General features: G+C 41.1%; 14 protein-coding genes. 8 read left to right on the forward strand and 6 right to left on the reverse strand.

Features of this window, described 5'->3' with window-relative positions:
• Window positions 1-344: 344 nt before the first annotated feature.
• From P4S61_RS09075 to ylqF, 4 genes are all read left to right on the forward strand, one after another.
• A complete protein-coding gene (locus P4S61_RS09075) occupies window positions 345-701 on the forward strand; it encodes a hypothetical protein (RefSeq protein WP_337118172.1) in 357 nt (118 codons plus the stop codon).
• The gene (locus P4S61_RS09080) at window positions 694-1,047 is read left to right on the forward strand and encodes a hypothetical protein (RefSeq protein ID WP_337118173.1); all 354 of its coding nucleotides are present in this window, start codon (window positions 694-696) and stop codon (window positions 1,045-1,047) included. The genes P4S61_RS09075 and P4S61_RS09080 overlap by 8 nt, the downstream gene beginning before the upstream one ends.
• Window positions 1,044-1,982 (forward strand): hypothetical protein, encoded by a 939-nt coding sequence (locus P4S61_RS09085; protein WP_149982238.1) that lies wholly within the window; start codon window positions 1,044-1,046, stop codon window positions 1,980-1,982. Before P4S61_RS09080 ends, P4S61_RS09085 begins: the two co-directional genes overlap by 4 nt.
• 169 nt (window positions 1,983-2,151) lie before the next feature.
• Entirely contained in the window at window positions 2,152-3,105 is a 954-nt protein-coding gene (gene ylqF, locus P4S61_RS09090; RefSeq protein ID WP_145240293.1) for a ribosome biogenesis GTPase YlqF, read from the forward strand.
• A gap of 418 nt (window positions 3,106-3,523) precedes the next feature.
• Here the strand turns inward: ylqF and P4S61_RS09095 are convergent, their stop codons facing one another.
• The 6 genes from P4S61_RS09095 to P4S61_RS09120 all read right to left on the reverse strand — a co-directional run bounded on the left by P4S61_RS09095 (window position 3,524) and on the right by P4S61_RS09120 (window position 13,781).
• Window positions 3,524-6,472, reverse strand: coding sequence for a DUF3857 domain-containing transglutaminase family protein (locus tag P4S61_RS09095; RefSeq protein ID WP_182730714.1), 2,949 nt, complete (start codon window positions 6,470-6,472; stop codon window positions 3,524-3,526).
• A gap of 88 nt (window positions 6,473-6,560) precedes the next feature.
• Window positions 6,561-7,844: a sensor histidine kinase gene (locus P4S61_RS09100; RefSeq protein ID WP_337118174.1), complete on the reverse strand. Its 1,284-nt coding sequence runs from the start codon at window positions 7,842-7,844 to the stop codon at window positions 6,561-6,563.
• On the reverse strand, window positions 7,845-9,230 hold the full coding sequence (locus tag P4S61_RS09105; protein WP_145240299.1) for a sigma-54-dependent transcriptional regulator: 1,386 nt from the start codon (window positions 9,228-9,230) through the stop codon (window positions 7,845-7,847). It lies immediately after the preceding gene.
• 66 nt (window positions 9,231-9,296) lie between these two features.
• Window positions 9,297-11,750 (reverse strand): ABC transporter permease, encoded by a 2,454-nt coding sequence (locus P4S61_RS09110; RefSeq protein WP_337118175.1) that lies wholly within the window; start codon window positions 11,748-11,750, stop codon window positions 9,297-9,299.
• A 1-nt stretch (window position 11,751) separates the two neighbouring features.
• Window positions 11,752-12,507: an ABC transporter ATP-binding protein gene (locus P4S61_RS09115; protein WP_337118176.1), complete on the reverse strand. Its 756-nt coding sequence runs from the start codon at window positions 12,505-12,507 to the stop codon at window positions 11,752-11,754.
• Entirely contained in the window at window positions 12,504-13,781 is a 1,278-nt protein-coding gene (locus P4S61_RS09120) for an efflux RND transporter periplasmic adaptor subunit (RefSeq protein ID WP_145240305.1), read from the reverse strand. The genes P4S61_RS09115 and P4S61_RS09120 overlap by 4 nt, the downstream gene beginning before the upstream one ends.
• Before the next feature lie 303 nt (window positions 13,782-14,084).
• Between P4S61_RS09120 and P4S61_RS09125 the strand changes: the two genes are divergently transcribed.
• The 4 genes from P4S61_RS09125 (at window position 14,085) to P4S61_RS09140 (ending at window position 18,727) form a co-directional block, all read left to right on the forward strand.
• Window positions 14,085-15,731: a methyl-accepting chemotaxis protein gene (locus tag P4S61_RS09125; RefSeq protein ID WP_149982232.1), complete on the forward strand. Its 1,647-nt coding sequence runs from the start codon at window positions 14,085-14,087 to the stop codon at window positions 15,729-15,731.
• A gap of 279 nt (window positions 15,732-16,010) precedes the next feature.
• Complete coding sequence (locus P4S61_RS09130) at window positions 16,011-17,252, forward strand: OprO/OprP family phosphate-selective porin (RefSeq protein WP_145240101.1); 1,242 nt, start codon at window positions 16,011-16,013, stop codon at window positions 17,250-17,252.
• Between the two features lie 12 nt (window positions 17,253-17,264).
• Complete coding sequence (locus P4S61_RS09135) at window positions 17,265-18,248, forward strand: Bug family tripartite tricarboxylate transporter substrate binding protein (RefSeq protein ID WP_145240099.1); 984 nt, start codon at window positions 17,265-17,267, stop codon at window positions 18,246-18,248.
• 11 nt (window positions 18,249-18,259) lie between these two features.
• A complete protein-coding gene (locus P4S61_RS09140) occupies window positions 18,260-18,727 on the forward strand; it encodes a tripartite tricarboxylate transporter TctB family protein (protein ID WP_145240097.1) in 468 nt (155 codons plus the stop codon).
• Window position 18,728: the final 1 nt, after the last annotated feature.

Genomic DNA, 18,728 nt, shown 5'->3' on the forward strand with positions numbered 1-18,728 from the left:
TTAGCCAGTGCTACACGCACTGGCTCTATGCCGTACTTGCGTTATAAGGCGTTTAAATGCTCTATAGCCACCTTCCAAGGAAGTCTTCGACCTGATAGCTTCATTTTTTCATAGGCTTTTAATGCAGTTTCTTTCGTTACTACTTGCTGCCTAGCAAACAATGGAAAGTTCAATGATTGTTGTGTCAACTTTTATCCATTCGGTAAGGAAGGATGAATAAAAGTTAAATCTAAGCTCAAACTTATGTTTGTAACTTTTCATTATTATCTTTTTTGGCTAGTGCTTTTTTATTCAGCCTGCCATAATTATCTTAGTTACTTGTCTTGATATAAGGATGTATTTTTGTGGGTCATGATTTATTAATAAATAAGAATAAGAGCCTCACCGAACTTTTTTCAAGCTCTTCTCATATAGAACTTAGGTATTTATTGCCGTTACTTGTAAATTTGGGATTAGACAAAAAGCTTGAATCCATGATTACTCATAGTTTAAGTGACTATACTTCATCTATACCAGCTAAAGAATTATCAGAGGCTATTCTAAGCGTCTGTGAAGGAGGTAGTTTTGGTTATACAGATATAATTTTAAATGCCTTGCAAATACTTGGTGTTGAAGCATCAAAAGAAGAGTGCATTTTTGATTTAGAAACTAAACTATTAGTTAGTTTTTTGAGAGAAGCTCGAGGAGCATCCAGTGTTTAAGCGGGAAAAGCTTGAAAACCTTGAAAACTTCTCGCTTTTTGGAGCGCCTGAAATAACCTACAAGTCATATGAGTATAAACTTCCATCAATTGAAACCATGAATCCTCTTTCTACTATCCAATGGCTAATTGAAAATAAAAATATTGAAGAAATATATAAAAATACCTATTCAACTGTATTAACTGGGGTCAATAGAATCAACCCTTTAAATATATTTAGCAAAAAGCCTGAGCCAACTTTGAGGGAGGATACATACCCTTTACTTTTGCGTATAGCTTTGATGAGGCAAATACAAATAGCGTTTGATTTCCAAAGATATAGCTATGAATTAAGGAGTAGCATATGAGTTATGAATATTTGGCCAGAACTATCGATCAAAGCCCAGAAATTATAGAAGGACTTACATCTGGTAAAATGACCTTAGAGGGAGGTGTAATTAGAATTGCAAGAGGATACGAAGGTGCTGGTCAGATAGTGAGACACCTAAAATTTCCTAATGACCCAAGCCAATCACTTGAAAATCTGAGTGAGATGATGGGCGAAGGATTTGGGAAAATCAATAAAAGCTTGGAAACATTGAAAAGTCTCCAGTGTGCAAACTTAATTTTGTCAGGGGTTAACTTAGCCGTTTCAGTCGCAGGATTTGTGATTATGAATAAAAAGTTGAATACTATCACTGATATTTTAAAAGATAACTCAGTTAAAATTGATAAAGTACTTAGTGCCATAAGTGACTCAAATGAGAGAATAATGATTGAGGATTTATCGAAGTTCACGGCTACAATGTCAACTGCTGAGCAATTTATGAAAAGAGGTGATGTTGAACATTTAATACCTTTAATATTGCCTATAAGACAACAGTACATATATAGCAGAGATATTTTAAGAAAAACAATTAAAGCTGCTTTTAATGGCCAATTTCCAGAGGATATGGGGTATATATTTGCACTTAGAGATCGAGTTGTGAATTTAGGGTTATGCTTATCTAACGTGCAAAATAAATCTGGCTTTAGGTATGAGGCTGTTGAGGATTTGAAGTTACTTAAAACTGATTGGCATGCATTAAATCAAGATGTTTATAATTTAACATTAGAGCAGAATATGTTGGGCTATATTAAAAGCAGTGAGTTTAGAGATTTGAAAAGCTTCATGTCTTTAAGAGTTGAAGCAAGTCCTGTACTTGAATATCAATCTAATTTGCTGCAACTATCATTGGCACGCCCAGATTTAGAAAGTGTTATCTTTGAGGATAATAAAGAATTACTGTTGATAGCTGCTTAGTTTCATTTACTTAAATGATAAATGGTAGAGTTTACACTTTGTTGGGCTAGTGTAGTAAACTTAGCTTTATTACAAAAGTATAAAAACATATTTTTACTTTTAGTACCCACATTAGTACCCACATTAGTACCCATAGGCTACGGCCTGAAATTAAAGGTCATAAAGTCAAATGAGTAGAGCAGGAATACAGTGGTTCCCTGGGCATATGAATAAAGCCCGTAATGAAATTAAAGAAATAATGCCACAAATGGATGTGATCATTGAAGTGCTTGATGCGCGCATTCCTTACAGTAGTGAAAACCCGATGGTGGCGACGTTGCGTGAAGGTAAGCCGGTCATCAAAATTTTGAATAAAGCTGATTTAGCCGATCCTAAAATGACGCAAACGTGGAAGGATTACTTTGAGCAAGAAAATGGCGTAAAAGCGATTGCGTTTGGTAATGATAAAGCGGCTGAAGTTCATCGTATTAATGAACTGTGTAAAAAATTAGTACCACACAAAGTCGGTGCTGATAAGCAAATTAAAGCCATGATCATGGGTATTCCTAACGTGGGTAAATCTACGTTAATTAATGTGTTAGCGGGTCGTATTGTTGCGAAAACAGGCAACGAACCGGCGGTTACTAAAGCGCAGCAACGTATTAAGCTAGAAGACGGCATCATGCTTTACGACACACCGGGTATGTTGTGGCCAAAAGTTGAAAATGAAAACTCAGGCTACCGTTTAGGTGCTACAGGTGCGATACGTGATACCGCACTTGAATATGAAGAAGTCGCTAGTTACACCGCTGAATATCTATTGCGGGCGTATCCTGAACTTTTAAAAGCGCGTTATAAAATTGATGAATTACCTGAAAATGATTGGGAATTTGTTGAAATGGCGGGTAAAAAGCGTGGTTGTATTCGTGGTGGTAACCAAATTGATACTTATAAAATGTCAGAAATTCTAATTAATGAATTACGCGATGGCATAATTGGTCGTATCACTATGGAAACTCCAGCTATGCGTGAAGAAGAAGAAGTGATGGTTGCAGGGCTTCGTGCTGCGGCTGAGGCTAAAAAAGCCGCTAAAGAAGAAGAGAAAAAGCAACGTCGAGCACGAGCACGTAAAAACCGCCGGTAATTGTTTTTCCACTGGTTAGCTCACTAAATTACAGACATAAAAAAAGCCCGTAAGGGCTTTTTTAGTTTCATATCTACCGTCACCGATATGAGCAATGTAGCAAGTAAAATAGTAGGGCGGTTACCTGTCACCAACATCAAGGGGCGTTGCGGTTAGTAACAGGTAACCTTAGCTGTTTACGTGCGCCACACGTGTTTCAGGGTCGAGAAACAAATCAGTTTATTCCGTACAAGTCGTTGTGCTTTGCGTCTTGTTGATATTGATTATCAGTTAGATCTTATGATCTGTCAACACCCATTTGCAAATAATTCTCATTTATTTTATTTGCTGATAAAAACAACAAATAAAGCACTTTGTTGGCATTAATATTACACAGCCCGATTTCTTGCTGATATTAGATTATTTTGCTTGCTAATGCTTATGGCGTCTTATTACTTGCAATGCGGTTATTTATTTGTTCTACCAATTCTTTATCTTTGCTTCCTTCGCTATTAACTATAAGTAAAAAGTGCTCGCCTTGTTTGTCGATAACTTTAATCACTGTATTATCAAGTTGTGTTCTGCCATAAGTGACTTCGACGCTAGTAACATCCTTAAAGTGTTTTAAGTTTGATTCAAGTTGGCCTTGTTCATTTTGCCAATAGCTAAAAATGTAGTTGTCGCTTATACCATTGCCGTCGTTACGAAAATCTACCCACGCATCGCTGTAAAAATATAAAACATCTTCATCAATAGGTACTAATTGATGGCGTTTTAAGAATTGCATTTGAAATGACCACAATTTATCGCCTTTTACGATAGCGGTACTCGGTAATAAATAGACTTCTTCCAGTAAGCTTAAAAATAAAATAGGTACCCAGATTATGGCGATAACTATATTTCTTACTCGCCATTTAGAATTGTATGCAAGTGCGTCAGATGATTGGTTTAGGTGTTGAATGTAATTAACTAATGGCAGCCATAAAAATGGCAGGATACAAATAGCTATAGTAGTTGCTTCGTCAATACGGGTCATGAGACTTGCCAAAATAACCAGTAACCACGCAATAATTGCCAAGACGTTTGGCATGATTTTATTTTTATTGTGCTGCGTTTGGCTGTGTGCAACTAGCTCTAAATATAAAGAGTAATAAAAAAATATCGCGAAAATCCCGCGAGCAATCGGCATGATATGACTATTTTGCTGTATTTTAATTGCTTTCCAGTTGCGATAACTCCAGTAGTTAATAAAAAGTCCTAAAGTAAAAATACTATAAAGAATAAACTTTGCATTAGTAACTGGGTAAAACTGCGCATCACTAAATGTTGGGCGCTTTGCTGACTCGATACGCCATGCCACAATAAAAAATATCAGTGCGAGCAGGTAAGCAAGTAATACTACAATGATCCAATTATCGTTTAAATCAAAACTGCTAGTGGTATCTGCAGTTACATATTTAACAATGCCAAACTGCGCATTGTCGATTAGCTTGTCTCGTTCGCTCAGGTACAGTTTAATCTGATCAGCTGGAATATGATCTTGTTTGGCGCTAAATGAAAAATCGAGTGTTAATATATTGTCCGTAAAGTGGATATTCTTTTTGAAATTAAAGAACGCATTATCAATTTCACTTTGCTTATTATCAAAGTGCCAATTTGGTTCTTCAAATTTTATTTTAATCGTTGTTTCAATATTATTTGGGTACTTAAAATACAGCGGCGTTGTGCGATTAATTTGATCGGGTTCGTAAACGCTATTTTGTATCTCTGAGGCATAAAAGTCAGCTCTGAGTCCTTCGTCGTCAGGTTGCCAAAAATCATTAATAAGGTAAAACTCGTCACTTAACAGCTCGCCGTTATTTGTATTCTCAGTTACCGTCATCGGCTTATCAATGGCTATGCCTTGAAAATAGCCTTGGTAATATTCTAGGTAATCTTTCGCTATTTTATCGAGTCCATTGCGGGCTAATGAACTGCGTCTATTTACAGCATCAAACTGGCTATATATGTAACTAGTTTGAAATGTTGTTGGCTGTTCAGGTTTAAGAGCTATGGTGTAGTTATCATGTGTTTTAATTGTAATACCATCTACAGGGGGACTCATTTTTGTAAGCTGTTGCTCAAAAGGTTTAACAATCAAGGCATAACCATAATTTGGTTGTGCTAAATGAGCTAAAGTTCCGGTTTGATAGTTTATTGTTGGATCTAGCCAATAACGTTGACCTGCATGCTCAAGCGTGACAATGACATGATCAAATATTTGTGCTGAGGCTGGTAGTTCAATTAACCGTTTACCTTCGTCAGTGTTCACTAATGCAGGATAGGCTTTGATCCCCATTGCTTTAAGTAATGAAATTAGCAGTACGGTTTTGTCTTTACAATCACCATAACGAAGTGCCAGAGTTTCAGATGCCGACGTTGGTTGGTGGGAGTTAGTACCCATCTCCAAGCCTAAATAACGAACCTCGTCTTGACTGAATTTTAATGCAGCGGCGATACGATCGGAGGCTTGTGGATTATGCATGGCTATTTCATCGGCAATGAGTGTTACAGGATCTGTTACTTCTATTGCGGATTGATATAAAGGGGCTGCCCAGTTAGCAACTTCCTGCCATGATTTTAATTCAGAGAAAAAAACCTGTTTATACGGGTTATACCAATATGGTGTTTGGCTTGAAGATGTGATTGTTGCTTGATTGTGTAAGCTGATTTGATAGTCATGACCAACAGCGAGCGGGGTGTCTTTTATGTCAACCTCACCGTTAATTGTATTGATATAAAGTGGTGTGGGTTTTTGCCATAACACACGCATAAATTGTTGCGCCACCGGTACCGACCAGTTTAATGTGCGAGACGCGCTAAAATGTTGGTAAATAGGGTTGCGGCCAGTAATCGTAAAGCTGTAATCGAGCTGGTCGTTAATGCGCATATCATCAACAATAATATTTAAACTTAGGCTGCCGTTGTAAATTCCATTGGCTAATTCGGTTTCTCGTTGTAAGACCTTAAATTGTGCGCTAGCGAGTTTATTTATGTATTGCCCATCTCGGATAAGGCCAAGACTATTGAGTGTGAGGGTTTGATAACTGGGATCAAAGTCTAAATTAAGTTGGCTAATGTAATCGATGCCAGTTTGGTTCACCGCCTGCATCACAGTACGCGTGTAGCGCTGCTGAGGATGTTGAGCAGATACTTTTATTTGGGTATCAAGTAATCGGTAATAAGTACCATCGACGATTTGGTTGACTGGGATTTCCGTTTTAATCAGTGGCTGTTGTTTCACCCAATCATCTGCAGCTTGGATTTGGTATTCTTGGCTGGTGCTATAAAAACTTATAACTAAAAAACACACACTGAGTGTGAGGCTCGTTAATTGAGTCCATTTCATTATTGTTCTTCTTTTTGGCTGGTTTTAAGTGTCCCTATTGTTGTTAGATTACCAAGCTATGGCTTATAAGCCAATAAAATACAGGGCATTATCTTGGTAAGGTAACTAATACACGAGTACCTTGACCTTTAGGATTGGCTAATAATTGTAACTGACCACCTTGATTACGAATGAGTTCGCGGCTGATCACTAAACCGATCCCTGCGCCTTGCGCTTTTGTTGAATAAAAAGGCACAAATAGGTTTTCAGGATTTGTAATACCAGTGCCGTTATCGAGCAGCTTAATAACAACTTTATCTTTATGTTGTTGCCAGCTAAGAGTAGGTGCGCTTCTACCTCCGGCTTCAAAGGCATTTTTAATTAGGTTGATCAGTGCTTGTTCTAACTGGCCTAAATCTACATTGAAGTGCTGAGGTTCAGTTGCTTGAATAACTAACTGTGGAAATAAGGCATGTAATCTCAGATTGATTTGTTCTGTGGTTACGGCTTGCTTATTAGCGGCAGGCAGCTGTGAAAAGGCACTGTAACTGGCTACAAAGTCGAGCAAATGCTGGGCGCGTTTTTCAATCACTTGTAGCATGTCGCTGGCTAAATCAGGTGCATTACTGATCTGTCCTTGCTGCTTCATGATCTGAAGAGACTGACTCATTGAGTAAATCGGTGTGAGGGAGTTTCTAACTTCATGATTAAGTACGCGTATTAATCGCTGCCATACTTGTTGCTCGTTGCTACGTAGTTGTTGCTCAATCGAAAATAATGTCAGTAATTCGTAGCTTCGCCCTGCACGCCAAAATATTTGTGATGAGATATGAAAACGCTGCTCAAAACATGAATCATCATGTTGTTGCCACATGCCTTGGTTATATATGAGGCCGAGATTATTTGCTGTTAAACCTGCAACGTCAGGAGTGGTTAAACTATTTAAGAATGCTTGATTAGTGAAATAGACTAATCCGTGCGGGTCTAAAATAACAATGGGTAAATCAAGCATGCCAACAAACTCAAATACAAACTCTTCGGTTTGTATGTAATGACGTTTATTTTTAGCAATTTTGTTACTGAGTTTATTAAAGTCGGCTTTTAAGCTTGTAATGCGCCCACCTTGGTATTTGGCTAAGTGCCAGCTATTGCTTTCGTTATTCGCAAGGGCATCAAGTTGTAAGCCAAACCGATCGAGTACATCAGTAACTAGCCGATAACTTTTTAGCGCCGCAAGTACCGTTAGAGTGATCAACGGCAATAATATACTGATACTGGCAAACCAATCTAAATCCCAGCTGATCGTAAGCAAAATACATAACGTCAGCAGGATAAAAACCAGCAAATAAAGGTAGCGTTTAAGGTGCTGTTCAAGTGACTGGTTGGTTGGCATTTAACTGTCTGCTTCTTTTAAATCAAGCTGATGCTTATCGATGCGCCTGTAAATAGCTGATTTACTTAATCCTAAAAATTCCCCAGCAGCAATAACATTGCCATTAAATTCAGCCAGTGCTTTTTGGATCATTTGTTTTTCTAGCTCCTCCAGCGGTAATAGCGGTAATGATTGATTGGCTGCTGCGCTATGGCTGATGCTTGCTTCACTACTGGGTTGTGCAAGAATTAAATCACAGGCGCCAATATTGTCGTTGTCGCTCATAATCACGGCTCGCTCAACACAATGGCTAAGCTCTCTTACATTACCAGGCCAATGGTACTGGGTAAGCGCCAGCGTCGCTTCGCCAGTCAGTGTCATGCCGCTGCGCTGATATTTTTTACTGTGTGTTGCCAACAAGTGATTAGCCAGCTCAACGATATCTTCCGGGCGTTCGCGCAGGGGCGGAATGTGTAGTTCAATGGTGTTGAGTCGAAACAGCAAATCGCGGCGAAATTCGCCCTCTTCAATCGCTTTGGCAAGCTCTGCATTGGTTGCAGCAATAATACGAACGTCGGCAATTTTGGTTTGACTGGAGCCGAGCACTTCAAATTCTTGGCTTTCGAGTACGCGCAGCATTTTACTTTGCAACTCCAGCGGCAAAGTGGCTATTTCATCTAAAAATAAGGTACCGCTATTGGCTATTTCAAAGCGGCCTAAGCGGTCTTCTTTGGCATCAGTAAAAGCGCCTTTTTTATGACCAAATAATTCACTTTCAAATAATGATGGGGCAATAGCACCAATGTTTACGCTAACGAAGCGTTGCTCACTGCGGTTTGAATGTTGATGTATGTAATGTGCTAAGAGGCTCTTGCCAGTGCCATTTTCGCCAGTAATTAAAATGCTGGCATTGGTTTGGGCTGCGCGTTTAGCTCGGGCTAATAACTGTTGCATAGTGGCTGACAGGGCAATGTAATTAGCATCGCTGGTGCTATGCAATGCTTTTAAACAAGCATTGTCGTGGTTGGTTTTTTGTTGTTTCAGCTGCTGTTGTACCACCGCAGTTAAGCGCAGGTTGTTCCATGGCTTTTCAACAAAATCGACCGCACCCAACTGCATGGCTTTTACAGCAACATCAACGCTTGCCCATGCGGTCATGACTACCACCGGGATATTAGCGCTCAGGGTCTGCAGTTGCTGTAAAAATCGTAGTCCTTCAGCGCCGGATGTGGTGTCGAGTTTAAAGTTCATATCAAGCAAAATAAGGCTTATAGCTGTGCTGCTGATTATTTCCAGCGCCTGCTCTGGGCCTTGTGCTTCAATGCACTGATAGCCAATTTGATTTAATGCCACGATGGCCGCCATGCGTACATCGGCTTGGTCGTCGATAACTAAAATTGTGTCCATTTTGTTCTTCTTGTTTCAAGCAAAAGCAAATTGCTTTACTTTTGCTTGGTTATCACATCATATTGCTTAGTCGTTACGAAGCGCAGCCATGGGTTTTGCTTTAATTAACAGTAATAATGGCCTAAAACACGCGAACATGGCAATAATTAAGGTAATTGTCCATGCCATTAATTGCAGCCGGACATCCATGATTAGCCATGACATTAGCTGTTCTTGAAGTATAAAATAACCAGCTAACACGGTTATTATTGCAAGGGCAAAGCCAACCAGCACAGGGATCACCGCCTCTTTGCTCATTAATTTAAATAAGCGTATCTTTCTAGCGCCGAGCGCCATGCGAATACCAAACTCATAACGGCGCAGACCTAGGTTATAGCTCAGCACGCCAAAGATACCTATTGCTGCTAATAATAGAGTAAATAATGCCAAGGTACTACACAGTGCTACTGTTAGGTGGCTCATATACAATAAATCATCGTACTCTTGTTGTAAGTCTCTAAATTGCCATAAAGTTAAGTGACTATTGGCTTTTCTTAATAAACTTAAAACTTGCTTGCTGGTCAGCTCAACACCTTGCTCTGTTTCAATAACAAACATATAGCTCCAAGGCTGTGCGGGCCACCACATGTGCCGACCAAATGATTCGTCGTAGTATTTAGGGTGGTTAAAGTCCTCCGTTATACCGATAATTTCAAACATTTTATCTTCAAGGCCTTTGTAGCTTTTACCGATAACACTTGTGTACTCTTGGTCGGGTAATAGCCATTTAGCGACACTGATAGATACCAATAACTCGTTAGTTTCACCGCGCATTGCTTGCTCACTAAAAGTACGCCCAGCGAGTATTTTTGTGCCCACTAAATCAAAGTAATCAGGCCCGACCCACTGGCTTGGAAAGAAGATTGAGCTTTTACCTGCAACATCGGTTAGGGTATTGGCATTTTGTCTTGCGGATACTGGGCTTTGCCCAAGAGCAACATCTTTAATGCCTTCGCTATTTTGTAATACTTTTTGATACTGCTTAATTTGCTCGTAGCGCTCAGCCAGTGTTGCATTGTTATTGGTTTGAAATAACTGTGCAAAGTACAGGTTTTCAGTGTCGCTACCCAGTGGGCGATTAATGGTGTCGAGTGCTTTGCTAACAATCATAATTGAAAAGCTAACTAATAAGGCTGCCACAAACATTTGTGTGCCAATTAGTATACGCACAGTACGACCAGATACTTGCGACACGCCGCCTTTGCCACTGTTTTGCATTTGGCTATTTAAGGTTTTGTAGTTAACTAAACGTGCAGTGATCACTGAGAATATGTACGCTAAAGCAATACACATAACTACCGCTATCAGCACCAAATTAAGGTCAACAGCCAAGCTGTTCACCAGTGGCAAGCGTCCTTCTGCAAGTACTTTGAATAACCGAATACCCCAAATAGATAAAAACAGTGCAATGCTGACCGATATACTCATTAAAATGAGTGATTGCAGTAAAATGCTGCTAAATAAAGTTTTACGTTTTGCGCCCAGTACAGCTTGCAGCGCTAAGGTTTTATGCTGTGCTAACGCGCGTGAAAAAAACAAGGTGCTGACGTTTAGTACAGCGATGACCAATAGCCCCACCGCTCCTGCAAGCATCATTAAACTAAGTTGATCGTTATTGCCAAGCTCAACTTCACGATACGGTGTTACAACGGGCTTTACATCAGTAATGCCGCCATTATTGAGCCACTCAGATTTAATGTTATCAATTTGGGCTTTTAAGTCGGTTTTTACTTGCTCGTTAGTGACGCCAGGCTTTAATACTGCAATCAGTTTTAAGTTTCTAAACGTGTTGGTCCACGGGCTTTGCCAGTCATCATTATGGAAAAATCGACGGTCAGAACTGGTTGGATACCACACATCAACAGAGCCCGCTTTAATCATGTAAGGTGGGCTGAAATTAGCCGCTACAACCCCCGTTATTATATGCCCATCACCTTCAATCTCACTGGCTGTTTTTAAGGGCTTACCAATTACATCAGGGTCACTATTAAAATGTTCTTTCCAGAACTTCTCTGAAATGACCGCGCTATTATCAGCTTCTTCTAAAGTTCCGCCCTTTTTAAAGCCATGTCCGAGTAAAAAAGGAGTATGTAGGAGCTCAAAATATTCACCACCGACATACAGCACATCCTTTTTTGGTTGGCCGTCTAAGTATAAAAAAACATTTTCAGCGGCATTCATCATAAAAGCTTGCTCAAAGCTTTGATTGTTTTTAAGCCAGTGCACCATCGATTGATAACTTTGAAAGCCAATCGCATCGTAGTCGTCATAGGTTAGGCTTTGCTCAACCACCACCATGCGGGTTTCGTCAAATACATCAAGGGGTTTTAAAAAGTAACTATTTACTAGGCTTAGCACTACAAATAAGGTCGCGAGAGTGAGCGCCAATGTGGCTACAACGGCGGTAACAAACCCCGGTGCGTTCATCAGTGATGCCCACGCCAAGCGCAGTTGACTACGTGTTTTAGTTAAACGGCTCATGTTAAATCACCTCGGCAGTAGCAGCGGATACAGCGCTGGTATTTTCAGTGTGCCTATCTTGGCGTGCTTGCGAATACGAGATAATTTCGCCATCGAGTAGTTTTAGCTGAGTTTTTGCGCGTCCTGCGTAACGTAAATCATGGGTTACCATACAAATGGTAGTGCCTTTTTGATTCAGTGCGTCGAGCAAGTCCATCACTGCATCACCATTTTTAGAGTCAAGGTTACCGGTTGGCTCATCAACCAATAAAATACTGGGTTTACCGGCAAGGGCGCGGGCAATAGCAATACGTTGTTGTTGCCCACCAGAGAGCTGATTAGGTTTATGTTGGGCGCGGTGCCCCATTTCAACCTCATCAAGAGCATGCTTTACTGCGCTCTGAATATCAGCTTGGCTCATAGCAGGCTCACGATAGGTCAGCGGCAATGCTACGTTATCAAACACCGAAAGTTCATCTATTAAATTAAATGACTGAAAAATAAAGCCAATATGTAAATTACGCAGCTCTGCCTGTTGGTCCATGTCGAGGGTGTTGGTATCGACGTTTTTAATAAAATATTGCCCCTCGGTAGGGCTGTCTAGCAAGCCAAGTAAAGATAACAGCGTTGATTTACCACAACCTGATGGGCCACTAATGCAAATATAATCGCCTTGATTTATTTCAAGGTCGATATTTTTGAGGGCGTAGGTTTCAACATTTTGGCTGCGATAAACCTTGGCGATATTTTTTAATGAGATAAGTGTATTGGTGTTCATAAACTTTCCTGTTCTATTTTTATAGTTGCCAAATGCTGCCATTTAGAGAGATCTGAAATGATCAGCTGTTCACCCACTTTAGCGCCGCTCAGCAGTTGAATTTTGTTATCACTGAGTGTACCAAATTCAATTTGCGTGGGGTGTGCTAAATGGGTAGTCGGGTTAAGTTTAAAAAGCGTAGCGTCAGTATCGGCTTGCACTTTGGTGGGTAAGTTAACGGTGAGTGCATTGGGTATGACGTGGCTTATTACATACCCTTCAATACTTAAATCTGGGCGTGCGTTAGCTGGCAACGAACCTGTTAAATCAAGTTCAATCATCACGCGGCCATCACTGACGATAGGGTCAATACGGGTGACAGTTGCGATTACTTCGCCACTATTACCCGTGCTAAACGTGTTTACTCTTGCTGGCATATTTAAAGCTATTTTTTCTGCATCGCTTTGTTGCACACTAAGCTCAGCCTTGAGAGCGGTATCTGAGCCTACTATGGCGAGCCGTGTACCTGGTGTAAGGTTTTGACCAAGCTCAACATTAAGCTCTTGCAGCATGCCGTCAATGCCGGCGGTGACCTGTAAGTCATCAAAGGCTTGCTGTTGTACTTGATAGTTCAATTCAAATTGGCTTAATAGCTCTTGTTGAATTTTACTGCGCTGATGGTGCATATCGGCTAATTGGACTAAGCGTTGCTTTTCAATATCAACACGTTGCTCTAGCTGCTTCACGGTTAATAAACTGCGCTTGTAATCAAGGCTTGAAACAATGCCTTGCTCGATTAATTTACTTTCGGCCTGTGCACGCAGTTGGGCACTTTCAAGCTCGCTTTTTAAAATAGTCAGGCTTGCTTGGCGCTCTAATAGCTGACTCTTTTGATTGATTATTTGTTCGTTAGCGCTGGCTTTTTGTCTTGCCAATTCGAGCCGTGCGACTGATAAACGTTGCGCTTGTAGTGGATTTACCAGGGTTAAAATAACGGTGTCTTTATTGACGCGGGTGCCAGGGTATACATGAATAGCTTCGACCATGGCGCTATCGGTATTGGTTAAATAACGCTGATACTTTGATTTTAAACGGCCAAAGCCACGTATTTTTATTACAAAATCAGCTTGAGTTACGGTGGCTATTTGCAGTTGATTAGCCGCCAATGTGGTAGGTGCTAGCCATGAGTAAATCAGCCAAATAATAAGCGCTATGCTAATAAGTAAGGTACCAAATATGAGTTTTTTACGCTGACTCGGTTTGGTGCTGCGTTTTAAGGTGCTATCTATATCCATGGCATTGGTAATTTGTTGTTAAGGCAATTGAATAACCTAAAGCGAATAACATGCCAAACTATAAGTGATTGAAATTACTTGGTTTGCTTTTTTATTGTTAGAAGCAGTTTCCCAGCTTTGGGAAAATAAAATTAAAAGTGGGAGTGTGGCTTATAGGGCTTAATAAATATACTTGGAATGGTCGTGGCTATTAGGTTTTTTAATTCTTTTTGTTCATTTAGTTTATTTGTTTTTTCAGGTACATAGCGCTATTTTTCTTTTAAACAGACCCTCCCATTGCCCGCAAACTGATAAGTGATAAAAATGAGCCAATTTATAAATAACCTTAGCTTTCGAGTTAAATTTGCTATTCCTGTCGTCGTCGCCTTAGTTATTTTTTCGGTGTTGTCGGGTTACGTGTTGTATACGTTTAAAGAGCAAGCTCGACTTAACAGTTTTATAAGCTTAGAGGTGCGAACGGTGCTGGACGATCTTGAAGACGGCTATCGTGATCTCTTTCAGGTGAAAACGGCAGGTTTGAGCATGGTGCTAGGACAAGGTGACAAACAAAACTATATAGTACAGCTTGCAGAGTACCGAGATAATATAGTTCGTATCGACGCGCGCCTTTCTAGCCCATTAAAGCTGGTGAAGTCTGGCTACATTGATGCGATCAATGCACAGCGGGTTACGAATATCAAAGCCGATGTCGCTATTTGGTCTCGTTACTACCAAGCACTTTTTAGTGATCACCAGCTTGCGGCTAGTTACTTAGCTGAGCATAAACAAGATATGGAAGCAGTGTTAGCGCGTATTCGCAAAAATGTTACTAGCATGCGTGATGAAATAGATGCCAAACTTACAAATTCTTTAATTGAAGTAACCGCTAATCAAGAGTCTGCTAGCTTTGCTTTGCAGTTTGGTATTGTATTGAGCTTTGTTTTATCAATAGCTGCAACTTGGCTGCTGTCTACCGTTATTTTGGCGCCGTTAAAGAAAATGCAGTTAGCATTAGAAAACATAGCTAGTGGCCAAGGCGATCTCACGCAACGGTTAAACAGTAAGTCAAACGATGAAATGGGTGCGCTTGCGCGTTCGTTTAATACCTTTATCAGTAAAATTCATAACACAGTATTGGCGGTTGTCGGCTCGGCTGAACAGGTGCGCAATGAAACTGAAAGTTTGCGCATTATTACTGCAAGTGTATTAAGTGAAGCCAGTAATCAGCAAATAGAAAGTGAGCAAGTGGCAGCTGCGGTAAATGAAATGAGCACGACCAGTGATAACGTAAGCCAAAACGCTAATGATGCGGCCAGTGCCACAAGTACTGCTAATAATGATGCCAATGTAGCAAAAGCCACAATTGAAGAAACCATTTCGTTAATTAATCAACTGGTGACCGACATTTCGGCATCGAGCGACGTAATAAACACCTTAGAGCAAGATGTAATGAATATCGCCACTGTGCTTGATGTTATCCGTGGTATTGCTGATCAAACAAACTTGTTAGCGTTAAATGCGGCCATTGAAGCCGCGCGCGCGGGTGAGCAGGGGCGAGGCTTTGCGGTCGTTGCTGACGAGGTGCGTTCATTAGCGAGTCGCACGCAAGATAGTACCGGAGAGATCAACGCCATGATTGAAAAGCTCCAACAAGGCACCAATCAAGCGGTTGGTGCAATGCAAGCCAGTACCAAAAGCGGTCAACAAACGATTGAGCACTCTCGCGGTGCCGCGCAATCGGTGCAGCGTATTAATGACGCAGTTACCATTATTAACGATATGAACATGCAAATTGCCACCGCTGCCACGCAGCAAAGCCAAGTGAGTGAAGATGTGAATATCAATGTGCAACGTATCGCTACATCAAGTGGCAATATGCTAGACAAAGTGGATCAGGCTGAGCGTGCATGCCAAGCATTGGCACAGCAGTGTCAACAGTTAGACAACCTAGTAAGCAACTTTAAAGTATAAGTATTATCAAGGGGGTGAATTATTTATCACCCCTTAAGATGCCTCTTTTAGCTAAACCTCAATAAATAATCAATTACTATCAACGAGTTATTAAACTGTAGTTTTGTGCATACTGTGCGTGATTTTTATGCGCTAAATGCATTTTAAGCAGATCAATGCAGCTTAAATTCTAAACATTTCGTTAATCTGACGTTAACACTATGCTCGAAGACAGATAGCAGTGTGTAGTCGCTCATCTAACGACAACAAAATCATCAACAGGTGTGGAGAGAACAACCAATGAAAGCAAGTAACACACAATTGGCTTTAGCCATTGCAGCAGCGCTAGCAAGTACCTCAGCATTCGCTGCCAATGACACTGAAAAATTACAGCAGCAACTAGACGAACTACAAAAAGAAGTCGCTGCGCTGAAGAAGTCTAGCGGCTTTAATTTGGAATTTGGTGGTCGAGTGCAACTTGATTACAACTATTTTGATGGTGCATATAACGCGAATAATGACGGTGATGCGGGCGGTGATTTTTTTGCGCGTCGTATCCGTACTTATGTTGAAAGTGAGCATGGTAACTGGGATCACAAGTTACTGCTTGAGTTTGCCGAAGGTACAGCAGAAATCGTGATGGCGCGAGTTCGTTATAATTTCGATAATGGTCTAAAAATTAAAGCGGGTAAAATCCGTGAAGACATCACTTTAAATGGCTTAACGAGCTCTAAGCATACCAATACTATAGAGCGCAGTACGCTAGCCAATACTTTCTCGCCGTTCTTCCGTTGGGGAGCGTCAGCGTCTCAATACTTTAAAGACAGTGGTTTTCGTTATGCCGTTGGTGTTTATAAAAATGATGCCTTTGGTGCGACGGGTCATGACGAAGATGATCAACTAACACTCGCTGCAACGGGACGTGTTACTTGGTCAAGCGCAGCCCCAGGCGATGTGATTCATTTAGGTGCGTGGCATTCATACCGTGATATGGGTGGTAACGAGTTAGGTGCGCGCTTTGCCCGTGGCGAAATACGTGAAGCCAATGTACGTCTTGTTGATTATGCGGTGGGTGGTAATGCCGTGGCATTGGATAGTTTGTCGCAAAGTGGTCTTGAGTTTGCGTATCAAGCTGATGCATTAACGCTAGAGGCTGAATACGCAAGCCGCACACTCGATGCTGTTAATGGCGCCGACCCGCTTGATGGCGAGCGTTATGATGGTTTTCATGTATCAGCGAGCTACTTCTTAGGTGGTGAGCAACGCAGATACAAAGCCGGTTCAGCATTATTTGTACAGCCTAAAGGCATTAAAGATGCGTGGGAGCTTGTCGCCCGAGTATCACAAATGGATGCAACAAGTAGCACGCAAGGTACTGAAGTAACTACTTATACCCTAGGCACATCCTATTATATCAGCAGCGATATCAAATTTATGGGCAACTTGATCTACAGCGATGTAGAGGGTCCAGGCGCAACTGCGTTAGTGGGTGATGAAGACTCAGGTATGGGCTTTAGTGCGCGCATGCAGTATTTATTTTAGGAGTAAATTGAGATGAACTTACTTAAAAAATCATTTAAATCATTTAAAACTACGGTACTTGCGGCATCGTTAGTACTAAGCAGTCCGTTTGCTATGGCTGACATTCACTTTTTAGTACCGGGCGGCCCTGGTGGCGGCTGGGATACCACAGCACGCGGTGTGGGTGAAGGTTTAGTGAAAGCGGGTATTGAAGATAATGCGTCTTTTCAAAATATGTCGGGCGGCGGCGGTGGCCGTGCAATCGCTTATCTGATTGAGTCTGGTACTAAAAAAGGCGATATCTTAATGGTTAACTCAACACCTATCGTGTTGCGGGCACTAACCGGTAAAATTCCTTACAGCTACCGTGATTTAACTCCCGTTGCCAGTATGATTGCCGACTACGGTGCATTTGTAGTACGTAACGATTCGCCATTTAAAACCTGGCAGGATGTGATCGCAGCAATGAAAGAAGATTCAGGCTCTGTCAAAGTAGCTGGTGGCTCTGCACGTGGCAGCATGGATCACTTAGTTGCAGCGCAAGCAGTTAAAGCGGCAGGCCTTGACGGACGTCGTTTGCGTTATATCCCTTATGACGCGGGTGGTAAAGCCAAAGCAGGGTTGTTATCTGGCGAGGTTAACTTACTTTCTACCGGACTTAGCGAAGCGTTAGAAGTCGCTAATGGCGGTCAAGCACGCATTCTAGCTGTGACCTCTGGTGAGGCACTACCAGATTATCCACAAATTCCAACCTTAAAATCACTTGGTTATGATATGGAGTTTGTTAATTGGCGTGGTTTCTTCGCGGCACCTAATTTACCGGCTGATAAACTTGCAGAATACACCGAGAAGTTACGTAAATTACAAACCACTCCAGAGTGGGAAGTAGTCCGTGCACGTAACGGTTGGTTAAACCTATTCCAAGAAAAAGATCAATTTATAAAGTCACTTGAACAGCAAGAAGCACAGCTTAAAGTTGTTATGGAAGAACTCGGCTTTATTCGTACGTCACGTTAATCGAGGCTTTTATGTTGAATCGCGAACTACTAGGGCCAAGTTTATTCTTGGCGCTATTTACCCTCTACGCCATTGTTGCATGGCAAATTCCGTTACTCCCATTTGAAGAGTATGAAACGGTTACTTCTGCCACCTTACCTAAAGTATATGCGGCATTTGGTATTATCGTTTGTCTGCTTTCTATCGGGGCTACTTTACTTAAACCAACTGCAGCCGTTGATGAAGATAATGCGCTCGAAAAGTCACATGTATTGCGAACAATCGGGTTGCTTATATTGATGGTGATATATAGCGCAGCGCTTGAGCCTATTGGCTTTTTAATCTCAACCAGTGCGTTTTTATTAGTTGGCTTTTTTGTTATGGGTGAGCGCCGCAAGGCTATTCTCTTATTGGCCTCTATCCCTGTTGCTGTAGTGTTTTGGTTTTTAATGACCCAAGTGCTCGGTATTTATTTGGTTCCTGGCAACCTGTGGAGTTAAG

Origin of the sequence: Pseudoalteromonas sp. B160 (assembly GCF_037162485.1) — a bacterium.
In the GTDB taxonomy this organism is placed as follows: Bacteria; Pseudomonadota; Gammaproteobacteria; order Enterobacterales; family Alteromonadaceae; genus Pseudoalteromonas; species Pseudoalteromonas rhizosphaerae.